Raw genomic sequence first — 14,040 nt, 5'->3', positions numbered from 1 at the left:
GAGCGCCTGGGAGCCCTATGTAGTCCAGTCCCAGGGGAAACACACGCCGCGGCCCGCGCGTGTGTTTCGAATCACAGCACCGGGGCCCCGCCGGTGCCAGGATGTGCCACTCCAGACAAGAGGGTCCATCCATGTGGAGTTCAAGACGAATCGCGCTCGTGCGAAGTGCTCTCGCCGTGTTCGCCGCCCTGGCGAGCCTGAGCCCGAGACCTGGCCTGGCGGAGTACAAGACGAACTACGCGGACAGGCCCGTGGCGCTCACCATCAGCGGTGGGGTGAGTCTGGGTTCGTATGAAGCGGGCGTCAATTGGGCGCTCGTGCGCGTGCTGAGAGAGGCCAACGCAGAGCTCGTGACGGTGACGGGCGCGTCGGCGGGCAACATCAACACGCTCCTCACGGCCTACTCGTGGTGTGGCGTCGATCCCCAGTTCCAGACGCCAGAGCAGAGCCTCTTCTGGAAGTCGTGGATTCCCGTCGGCCTGGACAAGCTGATGCCTCGCAACCAGTTCGAATCGGGCTACGCGGACAAGAACGAGGGGCTCTTCACGCGCACGGCCTTCCAGGAATCGCTCGCGCACCTCGCGGCCATCTCCTCGCTGCAAGCCCAGCAGGACTGCGCGCTGCGCCTGGGAATCACCCTCTCCAAGAGAGACCCGGGCACCCTCGTCATTCCCGCGGGCAAGAAGGATCTGGACATTCCCGCGATGCGCTATGTCGTTCCGTTCAAGGCCGCCGCGGCCAAGGGCCAGCAACTCAAGTTCTCGGCGCCCACCGTCGATGAGATCGAGGCGTGGAACATCAAGAACCTGGGGTTGCACCTGATTCCAGGCGAGCCCGGGGTCGAGTTCCCCCTGGACCCGCAGCTGCGCGACTACGTCCTCGCGGCGAGCGCCTTCCCCTACGCCTTTGGCTCCCTGTGGCTGTCCTATTGGGCGCCCAGCAAGAATGGCGGCGGCTATGCCTCCGATACCGGCGTCTTTCTCGACGGAGGAGTCTTCGACAACATCCCGGTGGGTCTTTCCCTCCAACTGCTCACCGAAGGCGCCACGACCGCGCCCGCGCCAGGCACCCGCCAGGGCCTCATCTTCGACATCGACCCCGACCAGCGCCGCCAGAGCTTTCCCCCCGCGAGCACGCCCGGCAATGTCCCGCTCGCGGGAATCGCCTCGGTGACCGCGTTCCTGGATGGCGCCGTGTCCTCCGCGCGGAAGTACGAGCTGCAGACCCTCGAGCGGTACGGCCTGCGCAACGCGGAGCTCCGCTTGACCGACCGGACGACCAACGTCTTTGGTGAGTATTACTTCGCCTTCGGGGCCTTCACCGAGCAGCGCTTCCGCGAGATGGACTTCTATCTGGGGCTCTTCGATGGGCTGATGTCCGCCGCGGAATGGTCCTGCGAAACGGTGACCGCCCCCCTCGAGCAATGCGTTGTCGGCGAGGTGCTCGCGATGAAACAGCAGTTGCAGCTCGCTTCGCGCTCGCCCATCTCCGCCTACGTCGTCGATCGGCTGCTGACCTGGCTCTACCCCGCCGAATCGGGCCGCAGGAAGGTGACGCCCGATCCCAGTGGCATCGGTCCGCAGGGAGATCTCACCGCCCCGGAAGTCGAGGTCATGCTCGATGTGCTCACCACGCGGGAGTACGGCTCCTTCGCGGAGCTCCTCGACGCCCTGCGGACAACGGGCTCGGACAAGGGCGTGGAGTGGGACGCCCCCGTCATCGCCCATCCGCACGGGTTCTTCGCCGAGTACAGCAACCGAGCGCTCACGCGCGCGCTGACGATCGAGCGCGCCAATGGCACCGCGGGGGTCATTCGTCCCCTCGCGTTCGCGAACCTCGTGGCCCGCTCCATGGCGCCTCAACTCGAGTTCGAGTGGGATCCCTCCACGATTCCGGATGGAAGGGACGGCTTCGCCACCCCCGCGGCGACCGTGGGACACCTGTTGCCGTACTACCTGGGGTTCGAGTTCTTCCCCAGCGGGGAGTTCGGCTTCCGGGCGCAATGGAGGCCCACCGTGCCCTTGAGCTCCCGCTGGCGCCTGACCTTTCCCGTGGAGGCGGCCTGGTTGGGCGTTTCCCATGGCTCCCGGGTGGGCGCGGGCCTCGGCGCGAAGCTCATGCTCGCGTCCTCGGTGGGCATGAGCGCGGATGTCGCGGTGGGTGGAGGGCTCTGGGGGCGGGAGCTCGTCGACCGGGTGCGCGCCGACTCCACGACGCTGTGGGTCGATCCCTCCCTGCAGGCGGGACTCACGCTCTTCGAGTCCTTCCGGGTGGGCTACACCTACCACCCGGGGCCCCAGCTCCACGGCATCTCCCTGGGCCTCAACGACTTCAACGGCATCGCCTACTGGTTGGGGCGGACCGTCGTGGGGAAGTGAGCCCCGGGCGCCGAGGAGGGACTCAGGGCACCTCCCGGCGCCGCGTGAGGTGGAAGTCCGCCAGCAGCGCCGCGAGCAGCACCCACAGGGGCCAGGAGGCCCGGCCCTCGGAGGCGCCCGCCCCGCGCGCGGGCGTCACGCCCCGGGCCGCCACGTCCCCCGCGCCGCGCGTGCGCAGGTCCGACTCCCGGGGATCCAGGGGCAGCACCTGCACCGCGTCCACGCCCGTGCCGTCCCGCTCGAGCACGTAGCGGCCGGGCGCCTCGGGGGGCGGCAGGCTCAAGGCCCCCACGCCGAAGAGCGGCCGGGCGCCTCCGGGGCCCGCGAGCGTGTAGCGCGCGCCCGCGCGGGTCACCACGGCGAGGGACTCGCCGAGCGGGTACTGCCGCTGGACGAAGCCCTCGCGCGCCCGCCGCGCCTCGCGCAGGACGTTGCCCAGGAGCACGGGCCACGCGGGCGTGCGCTGCACGTTGGAGCGCGTCAGGTCCAGGTTGAGGTGCACCCGGCCCTCCTCCTCCGACACCAGCACGCCCTCGCCCGCTGTCATGAGCGCCCGGCCCGGAGGCGCCTCGGCCCCGGCCGCCCAGCGCACGCCGCCCAGGTGCACGTCGTCCAGCAGGGGGTGGTTCTTCTCCGCGAAGAAGGGGCCCACGTACGTGCGCACCGCGCCCGTCGCCCCCACCGTCAGCCGCGCGTCCGAGTCCCGGGGGCCCATCTCCAGGGCGCCTTCCTGGGTGTCCGGGCCCGGCGTCAGGTCCACCCCCGGCGCCACCGCGAGGAAGCGCTCCAGGGCCGTGCGCGCTGGCGCGGCCAGGCCCTCGACGAGCGCCACCCGCACGGGCCGCTCGGGCGCGGGGGGCAGGTGGACGAGCCCGTCCTCGGGCAGCGCGTCGGGCGGCAGGGACACCTCCACGTCGCCCGCGTCCTCGAAGGTGAAGCGCAGCGTGACGGCGCCCTCGTCGGGCAGCCGCACCCGCTCGCGCCGCTCGGTGCCCTCCCTCGCGCCTGGGCCCGGCCGCGCCACCACCCGCACCTCGGTCTCCTCGGGCCCGGCCCCGAAGCGCGCCACGCGCAGCGTCACCGTGGCGGTGGAGCCCTCGTCCCGGCGCCACGCGGACACCAGCGCCACGTTGTCCCGCGGCTCGCCCAGGGCCGTCCACCGCACCGCCTCGGGCAGGGGCACGTCCGCGGGCGGCGGCGCGTCGGTGAGCAGGTGCACCGCCTCGCCTGGCCCCGCCAGCTCGCGGGCCCAGCGCAGCGTGGGCGCCACGTCATGGTCCGCCCCCAACGCCCGGAAGGACTCCAGCGCCGCCAGGGCCTGGGAGGGCGGGGCCTCGGGGCCCGCCAGCACGCGCGGCACCGTCCCGCTCACCACCACCGTCACGCGCGTGGCCGCTTCCTCCTCCACCCGCCGCGCCGCCTCGCCGCGCACCTTCTCCAGCACCGTGCGGCCGTCCGCTCCCCGCGCGGACAGGGACAGGCTCCCGTCCACCACCAGCACCACGTGCCGCGCGCGCCCCTCGCCGCCCAGGCGCACGTCCGCGAGGAAGAGCGCCGCGGCCACCACGGCCAGCGCCTCCAGCAAGAGCGACGCCTCGCGGGTGAAGCGCTCGAAGCGCGGGCCGGCCTCGGCGCGGGGCCGGGGCGTGCGCCAGAGGAACAGCGCGCTCACCACCACGGGCTTCTGCTTGCGCTTGAGGAAGTACGCCGCCACCAGGGGCACGAGCGCGCCCAGGGCCAGGAGGCCCCACGGAAAGCCGAAGCTCATGCGCCGCCCGCCGGGAGGAAGAGGGGCCGCAGCGCGCCCAGCGCCAGGGCGCGCAGGGACTGGGGCGCCGGGGCCACCAGGTGCACCGCCCGGGCCCGCGCCGCCGCCGCGCCCAGGGCCTTCTGGTGCTCGGCGAAGCGCCGCGCGTAGGCGGCCAGCACGTCCTCGGTGAGCAGCTCCTCCAAGGCCGCGCCGCTCTCCGCGTCCACCAGCCGCGCGCCCTCCCCGCCCGTGGGCGCCAGGTCCTCCGCGTCCAGCACCTGCACCAGGAAGAGCGCCGCCGCCCCGCGCGCCAGCCGCGCCACGAGCGCCGGCAAGGGCGCCTCCACGAGGAAGTCGCTCACCACCACCCGCAGGCCACACGGGCGCAGGGGCGGCAGCCGGTTGAGCGCCGCGTTCAAGTCGTCCCCCGCGTCGAAGGCCACCGCGCGCAGCGCCGCCCGACACACCGGGCCCTGCACCCGCTCGGGCCGGGCGCTTCCCACCAGCAGCGTGGGGCCCAGGCCCCCGCGCTCGCCCACCTCGGTGGTCAGCAGGGCCAATTCCCGCGCGCACCCCGCCTTGCGCGGCGACAGCGCCATGCTGCGCGAGCCATCCAGCACCACCTCCAGCCGGGGTGACACCTCGTCCTGGCGCACCCGGAGGATGAGCTCGCCCGTGCGCGCCACGGCGCCCCAGTCCATCTGCCGCAAGTCGTCGCCCGGCTGGTAGACGCGGAAGTCATGCAGCTCCAGCGAGGCCCCGGCCGAGGCCGCGCGCACCTCGCCCACCCGGCCCCGGTGCGGGGTGCGCGGCAGGGCCAGGGCGAGCCCCGGCGCCAGGCGGCCCACCTCGGCCTCGTCGAAGTCGGGCGGAGCGCTCATGGGGCGGAAGCGTGCACCTCGCGCTCACGCGCCGCGAGGGCGCGGTCCGCGAGGAAGACGGAGAGCCCGGTGAGCAGGGCCATGAACGTCCACAGCGTCCAATCCGTCCCCGCGCCCATCCGGTGGTAGTCCCCCTCCACGAAGTTGGCCAGCCCGAGGAAGGGGTTGAGCAGGTTGATGAGCGTGTCGCTGGCGCTCCCGCTCACGACGAGGGCGAACAGGGGTGGCAGGATGCCCGCGAGCCCCACGAGCAGCACGAACAGCACCCGCACCACCAGGGGCGACGCGGACGGGCTCACGCGCATCAGCCGGACAAGCCACAGCGGCAGGGACAGGTAGAGCAGCCCGTACACGGGAGGCGCGAGCACCCCCGCCAGGGAGGTCTTGTGCCAGCTCGACCCCACGGGGGTGAGCTGGTAGAGCAGGGCACTGAACGCCCCCCACCCCAGCAGCAGCACCACGGCGAGCCGCAGTCCGCGCAGCGCGCCAGGCCGCAACAGGGACCAGGGGCGGGTCGCCGCGCGCAGGGCCCGCGCCTGGCCATCGGCATCCGTGGCCAGCACGAGGCCGCACACGGTCAGATACAGGCACCCCAGGACCCCCACGTCCTCCGCCCCGGAGCGGGGCAGCGCCTCCAGCCACAATCCCAGGACCAGCAGGGCCGAGAGCACCGTCTGGACACACAACGCCAGCCGGGGCCCGCGCGTGTAGTTCTCCGTGGGCAGGGACAGCCGCGCGGCGGCCGTCTCGAAGAGCAGCCACCCGCCGGTGAGCATCATCCACAGGAAGCCGAGGGTGAAGCGCACCAGGGCGCGCTCGCGCGAGAAGGCGCGCAGGCCCTCGTCGCTCAGGACGTAGGCCGCGGTCAGGCCATACACGCACGCCAGCCCCAGGCCCCCCAGCAGGGCGAAGTGCACCAGCGCGCGGCCGATGCGGTTGTCCCCGAACGTCGCCGCGCACACCGCCACCACGGTGAGGAAGACGAGCCAGCTGGCGCCCAACGCGAGCACCAGGAGGATGGCGGGCAGCTCGATGCCGTTGAGGTAGTAGCTGAACAGCAGGAAGGGCCCGATGGCGGAGGCGTACAGCCCGGCCTGAATCAGGAAGGAGGCCACCTTGCCGCGCAGGATGCGCCGGGGACCCAGGCCCGTGAGCACGAGCAGCACCCAGGTGTCGTCCTCGCGCTCGCGCGCCAGGGAGCGGTAGGCGGTGTAGGGGATGACGACGAAGTGCACCACGGCCAGGCACAGGAAGAAGGCGAAGAAGACGCCCTGGCCCAGGGGCTTGAGCCCGCCGCCCTCGTCCAGGGTGGAGATGAAGGCCATCAGGGCGATGCCGAAGCACGCCAGCAGCATCAGCCCGAAGAAGGCCCAGAAGGCCCGCGAGCGCAGGCCCTGGCGCACCTCCTTGACCACCAGGGGGTTGAGCCGGTCCCCCCACCGGGAGAGCACGGTCTCGCTCACGAGCCCCACCCCAATCGTCTTGGACATCCCGGACCCCTCCCGCGCGGCGGGGCCAGTATAGGCGGAGTGGACGAGAGGGTGCCCAGGAAGCCCCACCGGTGCTACGACAGGCCCCCATGTCTCCTCCTGCCCCCCTGTTCACCGCCGTTCCCGCTGAACTGGACTTCCCCGCGGACGAGCGCCGCGTCCTCTCCTTCTGGAAGGAGCGCCGCATCTTCGAGCGCACACTCCAGGGCCGGGACGACGCCCCGAGCTTCGTCTTCTACGAGGGCCCGCCCACCGCCAACGGCCTGCCCCACAACGGGCACGTGCTCACGCGCGTCATCAAGGACCTCTTTCCCCGCTACAAGAGCCTCCAGGGCTACCGCGTCCCGCGCAAGGCGGGCTGGGACACCCACGGCCTGCCCGTGGAGGTGGAGGTGGAGAAGGAGCTGCGCATCCACGGCAAGGCGGAGATCGAGCGCTACGGCGTGGAGCCCTTCACCGAGCGCTGCATCGAGTCCGTCTTCCGCTACACCTCCGAGTGGGAGCGGCTCACCGAGCGCATCGGCTTCTGGGTGGACCTGCCGGACGCCTACGTCACCTACCACCGGGGCTACGTGGAGAGCGTCTGGTGGGCGCTCGCCGAGCTGTACCGCAAGGGCCTGCTCTACCGGGGCCACAAGATCGTCTGGTGGTGGCCCCAGGGCGGCACCGCGCTGAGCTCCGGCGAGGTCGGCATGGGCTACCGCACCGTGGACGACCCCAGCGCCTACGTGGCCCTGCCCCTGGTGGACGCCCCCGACACGGCCCTGGTCATCTGGACCACCACGCCCTGGACGCTGCCCTCCAACATGTTCGCCGCGGTGAACCCCGGCGTGGACTACGTCACCGTGGACGCGGGCGAGCGCAAGCTCATCCTCGCCGCCGCCCTGCGCGAGGAGCTGGCCAAGAAGCTCAAGAAGGACCTGCCGGTGCTCGCCACGCACAAGGGCAGCGAGCTGGTGGGCCGGCGCTACCAGCCGCCCTATGACGTCTATGCCCGGCGCGTGGGCGACACCCGGCTGCCGCTCGCCCAGGGCGGCACGGACACGCCCGCCTGGCGCGTCATCGGCGCGGACTTCGTCACCCTCACGAGCGGCACGGGCATCGTGCACATCGCCCCCTCCTTCGGCGAGGACGACTACGAGGCCTTCCGCCGCGAGCGCGCGCGCTTCGCCGACCCCGCCGCCGTGGAGATGTTCTGCGCCATCCGTCCGGACGGCACCTTCGGCGAGGACTTCCCCGCGCTCACCGGCCGCTTCGTGAAGGACGCGGACAAGGACATCCAGCGCGAGCTCAAGGAGCGCGGCCGGCTCCTGCTCATCGAGCAGTACCGCCACGACTACCCGTTCTGCTGGCGCGCGGATGACGACCCGCTCATCCAGTTCGCCCGGCCCGCCTGGTACATCCGCACCACGTCCGTGAAGGACAAGGCCATCGCGAACAACCGCCAGGTCAACTGGGTGCCCGAGCACATCAAGGAGGGCCGCTTCGGCGACTTCCTGGCCAACAACGTGGACTGGGCGCTCTCGCGCGAGCGCTACTGGGGCACGCCGCTCCCCCTGTGGGTCCACTCCGAGACGGGTGAGGTGGAGGCCCACGCCTCGCTCGAGTCCCTGCGCGCGCAGCCGGGCAACACGCTCGCCGCGGTGGAGGCCGAGCTCAAGGCGTTCCTCGCGAGCAAGCCGGACTCCGCGGGCGCCGAGCACCTCATCGTCCACAAGCCGTGGATCGACAAGGTCACCTACGAGAAGCCCGGCACCCCGGGCCGCTTCGTGCGCGTGCCCGAGGTGGTGGACGTGTGGTTCGACTCGGGCTGCATGCCCTTCGCGCAGTGGGGCTACCCCCACGCCCCGGGCTCGCACGAGAAGTTCACCCGCGCCTTCCCCGCGGACTTCATCTCCGAGGCGATCGATCAGACGCGCGGCTGGTTCTACTCGCTGCTCATGATCAGCACGCTCGTGTTCGACGAGGAGACGCAGCAGCGCCAGGGCATCACCCCGGCGCGCGACTTCCCGCTGCCCTACAAGAACTGCATCGTGCTCGGCCACGTGTCCGACAAGGAGGGCAAGAAGGAGTCCAAGTCCAAGGGCAACTACACCCCGCCGGAGATCATCCTCGACGAGGTGCGCATGGACTTCGCCGTGCTCGACGACGCCCGGGCGGGCGTGCCGGGCGTGGCCGGCGAGGCGCTCATCGCCCGCGAGGACCTGGAGGGCCTGGACCTGCAGGAGGGCGTGAAGCTCCAGGTGTTCCGCCCGGACGCGCCGGGCAACGCGCTCACCCTCACGGTGAAGGCGCACAAGAAGCTCAAGCGCCGCGTGGTGCTGCTCGCCGCCCAGGATTTGGCGGCCCTGGGGGTGAAGCCCTCGGCGCGGGGCGCGGACGTGATGCCGGTGGAGGTGCCCCGCCTGGCCGCCGCCGAGCGCGTGGTGCTCAAGGATCCGGCGAGCAAGGCGCCGGGCGCGGACGCGTTCCGCTGGTTCTTCTTCGCGGCCAGCCCCACCTGGTCCAACACGCGCCACTCGCTGAGCAACGTGCGCCTGTTGCAGAAGGACTTCCAGATCAAGCTGCGCAACGTCTATTCCTTCTTCACCATCTACGCGAACATCGACGGCTTCTCCCCGGCCCAGGGCAACCCGGAGGCCACCGAGGCGCCCTGGCGCGCCATCCAGAAGAGCACCGGCTGGCGCCCACCCGCCGAGCGCCCGGTGCTGGACCGGTGGATCCTCTCCGAGGTGCAGCTCGCCCTGCGCGACGTGACGCGCGCCCTGGACGCCTACCACGTGTACGACGCCGCCCAGCGGCTGGTGGCGCTCGTGGACGCGCTGTCCAACTGGTACCTGCGCCGCAGCCGCGAGCGCTTCTGGGCCCCGGGCCTGGAGGCGGACAAGCGCGACGCGTACTTCACCCTGTACGAGGTGCTCACCACGCTCACGGCCCTGAGCGCGCCCTTCACCCCGTTCTTCGCCGAGGAGATGTGGGGCAACCTCGTGCGCCAGCCCTGGCCCACGAGCCAGCCGGAGAGCGTCCACCTGGGCCGCTTCCCCGAGCCGGACACGTCCCTCATCGACGAGGCCCTGTCCACGGAGATGGGCGCGGTGCGCGAGCTCGTGTCGCTCGGCCTCAAGGTCCGCACGGACAACCGGCTCAAGGTGCGCCAGCCGCTCGCGCGCGTGGACGTGGTGCTCGCGCGGCGCGAGTTGCAGGAGCGCGTGGCCGGCTACGAGCACCTGCTCGCCGACGAGCTCAACGTGCACGCGGTGCGCTTCCTCGAGGCGGGCCAGGAGGCGGACGTGGTGCGCTACAAGGTCCGCCCCAACCTGCGCGCCATGGGCAGCCGCCTGGGGCCCAAGCTCGCCCCGGTGCGCAAGGCCTTCGACGCCGCGGACAGCCGGCTGCTGCAGGGCGAGCTCGCGCGCGAGGGCAAGGTGGCCCTCACCGTGAATGGCGAGGCCATGGTGTTCCCCGCCGAGGAGCTGGAGGTGCTCGTGGAGGCCAACGCGGGCTACGCGGCGGCGGGCTCGGGCGTGGGCGTGGTGGTGCTCCACACCGAGCTGACCGAGGCGCTCGTGGACGAGGGCCTGGTGCGCGAGCTGCTCGCGCGCGTGCAGGCGGCGCGCAAGGACCTGGCGCTCGGCTACACGGACCGCATCCGCCTGTGGGTGGACGGCGATGCCCGCGTGCGCAAGGTGACCGAGGAGGCGCGCGAGCTCATCTCCCGCGAGACGCTCACGGCCGCGCTTCATGTGGGCCCCGAGGGTTTCACCACCGAGGAAGAGGTGAGCCTCAACGGCCTGCCCGCGCGCGTGCGCGTGGAGCGCGCGTGAGCGCCGCGTAGCGTCCGGCGGCACAGTGGAAACGCGGGGCCCGACGTGCGCACACTGCGCGCCGCATGTCCGGCCCCGCCTCCTCCCATTCCTGGTTCTGCTTCTCGCTGTCCCTCGCGCCCGGCCTCGTGCGCGAGCGGCTCCAGGGGGTGCTCCTGCCCGCCGTGCCCGAGGGCGAGCTGGCCGAGGCCCTGGACGTGGAGCTCGTCTACGACGTGAGGGCGCCGGACTGGGACGGCCGGGTGGCCCGGCTGGTGGCCGCGCCCGGTCAGCGGCTCGCCGGACGCCTCCGGGCCGTGCCCCCGCCCTTCTGGCCCCAGGTGCGGGCCCTGGAGGAACAACTGGCCCAGGCCACCCACGCGCACCCCGTGCACGTGCGCACCGCGTCCGGCGCCCTCGTCACCGCCCAGGCCTTCACCCCCCCCGCCCCGGCCTCGCCCGACCGGGGCCCGGTCAGTCAGGACTTCCTCGGCGCCCTGGCCCGGGCCGCCGCCTACGCCCGGCTGCCGCCCCCCTACGTGACGCGCCTCCAGGCCGAGGCCCAGCTCGTCCAGACCGTGCAGCGCGCCCAGACCGAGCGTCCGCGCTAGCAACTTCCCCGGGCCGGGGACGACAATTCCGTGACCCCCCACCCTTCATTCCGCGCGGGATGAAGCCCACGGAAGGCCTCCCGGATGCAGCTGCGCCCCCCCCGCACGTCCTTCGTTCCGCCCCGTGAGGTGTCGGTGAAGGTGGGCAATACCGTGCCCGCTCCGGGTGGGAGCTGGGCGCGGGCCGCCGAGAAGGAGGTGCCCATCGCCGAGCTGCAACGGAAGTTCGGCTGGGCGGAGGGCAGCTGGCAGGCGGACCTGCTGCGCGCGGCGGACGGCGCGGCCACGTCCCCGGGCGAGCGCCGGGGCAATGGCGGCGTCTCGGCGGCGGAGGTGGAGCGCTACCTGGCCGAGCCGGACGACGCGCGCTTCCTCACCTCGGCGGCGCTCCAGGGCCAGCGGGCGGCGCTGGACGAGCGGCTCGGCGGGGGACGCCAGGCGGTGGCGGTGGATGGCTTCGACAGCGCCTGGCAGAACACGGTGGCGCACCGCGCGGACACGCTCGCGGGCAATGGGGACGGGCAGGTGAGCCGCACCGAGCTCAACGCCTTCCTGACGGACGTGAAGGACGGCCGGGTGGACGGCACCGCGTGGATGCCGGATCAGCGCGAGGCGGTGTTCGCGAGCCGCATCGCCGAGAGCGCGGGCGAGGCGGACCCCTTGCGTCCCCTGGGCGAGGGCGGCGGCCTGTCGATGGTGAAGGAGTACATGCGCACGACGATGGGCGATGGGACGAACGTGCCCACCTTCGTGAGCTACCTGCTGTCCGCGGCGGACATCCAGGAGACCCCCGCCGCGGTGAACCGGAGCGAGAGCCGCTTCCAGCCGGATCCGGAGCTGGGCCGGGACGCGGTGGTGGACTCGGACTACACGAACACGGGCTATGACCGGGGCCACATGAAGCCGGCGGACGACTCGCCCACCCAGGAGGCGATGGACGAGAGCCACCTGTTGAGCAACGTGGCGCCGCAGCACCCGGACATGAACCGCCAGACGTGGCGCACGCTCGAGGCGGCCATCAACGACCTGGTGGAGTCCACGGGGGGCAAGGCGTCCATCCTCACCGGCAACCTCTACCTGGACGCCCAGGGCAAGCCGCTGCCGCCCGAGGCGCGGAGCACCACGGGCGCCAACGCGCGCCGCATCGACGTGCCCACGCACCAGTTCAAGACGGTGCTCCTGGAGCTGCCCAACGGCAACCTGAGCATGTTCGCGTACGTGGTGCCGAACATCCCGAACGCGCCGACGAAGAAGTCGGACATCACGCCCTTCCTCGAGGCCTCGCGCACGTCGGTGGACCGCATCGAGGAGCTGCTCGGCCAGGACCTGTACGCCCAGCTGCCCCCGGACGTGCAGGCGACGCTGGAGAAGGACACCTCGGCGCGCGTGCGCTTCCGCGATGCCAGCCTGTACGAGGCCGCCTCGCTCGTCTGGCCGCAGGGAGGCCCGCGCGACAACGACGCGTGGTGAGCGCGCGGCGCCTGCTCGGGCTCGTGGGCGGGCTGGCCCTGCTCGCGGGCTGTCTGGCCGAGGAGGCGCTCTGCACCCCGGCCGACAGCACGTACTCCTGCTGTGTGAAGCAGCACGCCGCGCGACCCCAGTCCTGTGGCGCCGAGCCAGGCCTGTCCGGCACGTCGATGACCACGGGCACCTTGATCGCGGCCGCGACCCTCGCCTCCGACGAGGCCGTCCTGCCCGTCACGACTCGGGACGCGGTGGAGAAGATCTTGAAGGAATGCGCCCTTGAGGCCCACGAGGCCGTGAACCAGAAGCACTTCGGCGGCGAGCCGACTCGGTCGCAATGCCGCGAGGTCTTGGGGAAGGACTCTCGTGGGAACGACATCACCCGAGCCACTCAAATCGGGCAGGAGAAGCATCGGGCGGCGCGAGCATGCGTTGAAGAACGACTGGGAGAAACGTTTCCGGGACGCTTCAGTCTAGAACAGCGCTACCGGTACGACCGCGAGACACAACGAATCGAACTCGTGAGCGATCAAGAGCGCGTTGCTTCGTTGAGACAAAATCAAGGCCTTGATTTGAAGGGAACCCTAGCGCCCGATGTCGTCATCCACATAGGGGATCCTTTGAAACCTCAAGCGGTCTACGACTTCAAATTCCCTTGTCTTCGCATGACAGCTCCAGTCTGGACCGTCTACCCACCCGGCCATCCCCATGAGGATAGGACCCAGGGGATGGTCTACCAGGAGGCTTTTGGCTCCGCCTCTCGCATTTCCCCATGGGAACTCATCCGATGAACCACCCGCTTCCCCGATTTGAAGGACGCTCACCCGGCGGCCTTCACATCTTGAGCGATGGGATTCTCATCGCCTTCTTCATGAAAGCCCCTCATCGAAAGATAGGGCATGTCGTTCATCGAGCTTGGGACCTGTATCAACGACACACAGGTCAGGAAAAGCTGGCGTACTACACGGGCACCGAAGGAATCGTCCCCATCGACAACTGGGCACGGTCAGACATCAAGGAGCGGCTGTTGAACGCGGACGGGTGTCTGCTCGAACTCTGGGAGCATGACGACCAACTGGGAGGCTACCGAGTCGAATACCGGGGACGAATGCTCGACCAGCCCCCGTACGCGCACGAGCCGGAGGCCGTCAGCGGCGTGGCCTTCTGGCTCCCCACCGACTACCTGGAGCAGCAGGGCCCGGCACGGGTGAAGGAACTCGCGCTCGCGCTCGCCCGGGAGCTGCCCTTCAACACTGGCTACGTGAGCCCCGCCTTCAACGGTCTCATGGACATGCAGATGGTCCGCCCGTTGATTCACGACCTGTGCTTCCGCTACCCCGGCCTGGACATCTTCGACAGCGAGGTGACGCGGCGTCTGGGCACCCGCCCCAAGGGCGCCTACTGGCTCAACTTCTACGGCCCGCCCCTGCTGAACGAGTTGGGCGGCGTGACGGGCTTGGCGGAGCGGCTGCCCGGCCTCTCCGTGCAGCAGTTCGCGCCGGACAAGGTCCTGGTGGAGCTGGGGGATTGGCCCGAGGTGGACGGCGACATGCCCGCCTACCGTCAACTCGCGCGCGTGCTGGAGCCCCACCTCTACCAGGAGACGCGGCCGCCCCTGCCCCCCGAGGACATGCGCCGCTGGGAGCGTCGCTTCCTCGACTGA

The 14,040-nt window shown here is 71.4% G+C and carries 9 protein-coding genes; 6 read left to right on the top strand and 3 right to left on the bottom strand.

Features of this window, described 5'->3' with window-relative positions:
- The first annotated feature begins 158 nt into the window (after positions 1-158).
- Entirely contained in the window at positions 159-2,378 is a 2,220-nt protein-coding gene (locus I3V78_RS07950) for a patatin-like phospholipase family protein (protein ID WP_204485712.1), read from the top strand.
- 22 nt (positions 2,379-2,400) lie between these two features.
- On the opposite strand, the gene I3V78_RS07945 is transcribed toward I3V78_RS07950, so the two are convergent.
- From I3V78_RS07945 to I3V78_RS07935, 3 genes are read right to left on the bottom strand one after another with little or no spacing between them, the layout of a single operon-like run.
- Positions 2,401-4,146 carry a vWA domain-containing protein gene (locus I3V78_RS07945; protein ID WP_204485711.1) on the bottom strand — a complete coding sequence of 582 codons (1,746 nt, stop codon included), beginning with the start codon at positions 4,144-4,146 and terminating at the stop codon, positions 2,401-2,403.
- Complete coding sequence (locus tag I3V78_RS07940) at positions 4,143-5,009, bottom strand: DUF58 domain-containing protein (protein ID WP_204485710.1); 867 nt, start codon at positions 5,007-5,009, stop codon at positions 4,143-4,145. The genes I3V78_RS07945 and I3V78_RS07940 overlap by 4 nt, the downstream gene beginning before the upstream one ends.
- A complete protein-coding gene (locus tag I3V78_RS07935; RefSeq protein ID WP_204485709.1) occupies positions 5,006-6,499 on the bottom strand; it encodes an ABC transporter permease in 1,494 nt (497 codons plus the stop codon). The genes I3V78_RS07940 and I3V78_RS07935 overlap by 4 nt, the downstream gene beginning before the upstream one ends.
- 89 nt (positions 6,500-6,588) lie before the next feature.
- Here I3V78_RS07935 and ileS point away from each other — a divergent pair, with 89 nt between their 5' ends.
- The 5 genes from ileS (at position 6,589) to I3V78_RS07910 (ending at position 14,040) form a co-directional block, all read left to right on the top strand.
- A complete protein-coding gene (ileS, locus tag I3V78_RS07930; protein WP_204485708.1) occupies positions 6,589-10,323 on the top strand; it encodes an isoleucine--tRNA ligase in 3,735 nt (1,244 codons plus the stop codon).
- A 65-nt stretch (positions 10,324-10,388) separates the two neighbouring features.
- The gene (locus I3V78_RS07925; protein WP_204485707.1) at positions 10,389-10,913 is read left to right on the top strand and encodes a gamma-glutamylcyclotransferase; all 525 of its coding nucleotides are present in this window, start codon (positions 10,389-10,391) and stop codon (positions 10,911-10,913) included.
- Between the two features lie 84 nt (positions 10,914-10,997).
- Positions 10,998-12,383 (top strand): DNA/RNA non-specific endonuclease, encoded by a 1,386-nt coding sequence (locus I3V78_RS07920; protein WP_204485706.1) that lies wholly within the window; start codon positions 10,998-11,000, stop codon positions 12,381-12,383.
- On the top strand, positions 12,380-13,168 hold the full coding sequence (locus tag I3V78_RS07915; protein WP_204485705.1) for a hypothetical protein: 789 nt from the start codon (positions 12,380-12,382) through the stop codon (positions 13,166-13,168). The genes I3V78_RS07920 and I3V78_RS07915 overlap by 4 nt, the downstream gene beginning before the upstream one ends.
- Positions 13,150-14,040 carry a type VI immunity family protein gene (locus I3V78_RS07910; protein ID WP_338023491.1) on the top strand — a complete coding sequence of 297 codons (891 nt, stop codon included), beginning with the start codon at positions 13,150-13,152 and terminating at the stop codon, positions 14,038-14,040. The genes I3V78_RS07915 and I3V78_RS07910 overlap by 19 nt, the downstream gene beginning before the upstream one ends.

The organism is Archangium primigenium, from assembly GCF_016904885.1.
Lineage (GTDB): Bacteria > Myxococcota > Myxococcia > Myxococcales > Myxococcaceae > Cystobacter > Cystobacter primigenius.
The sequence above is the reverse complement of the archived record's forward strand: the minus strand, read 5'-3'. Positions and strand labels throughout refer to the sequence as shown.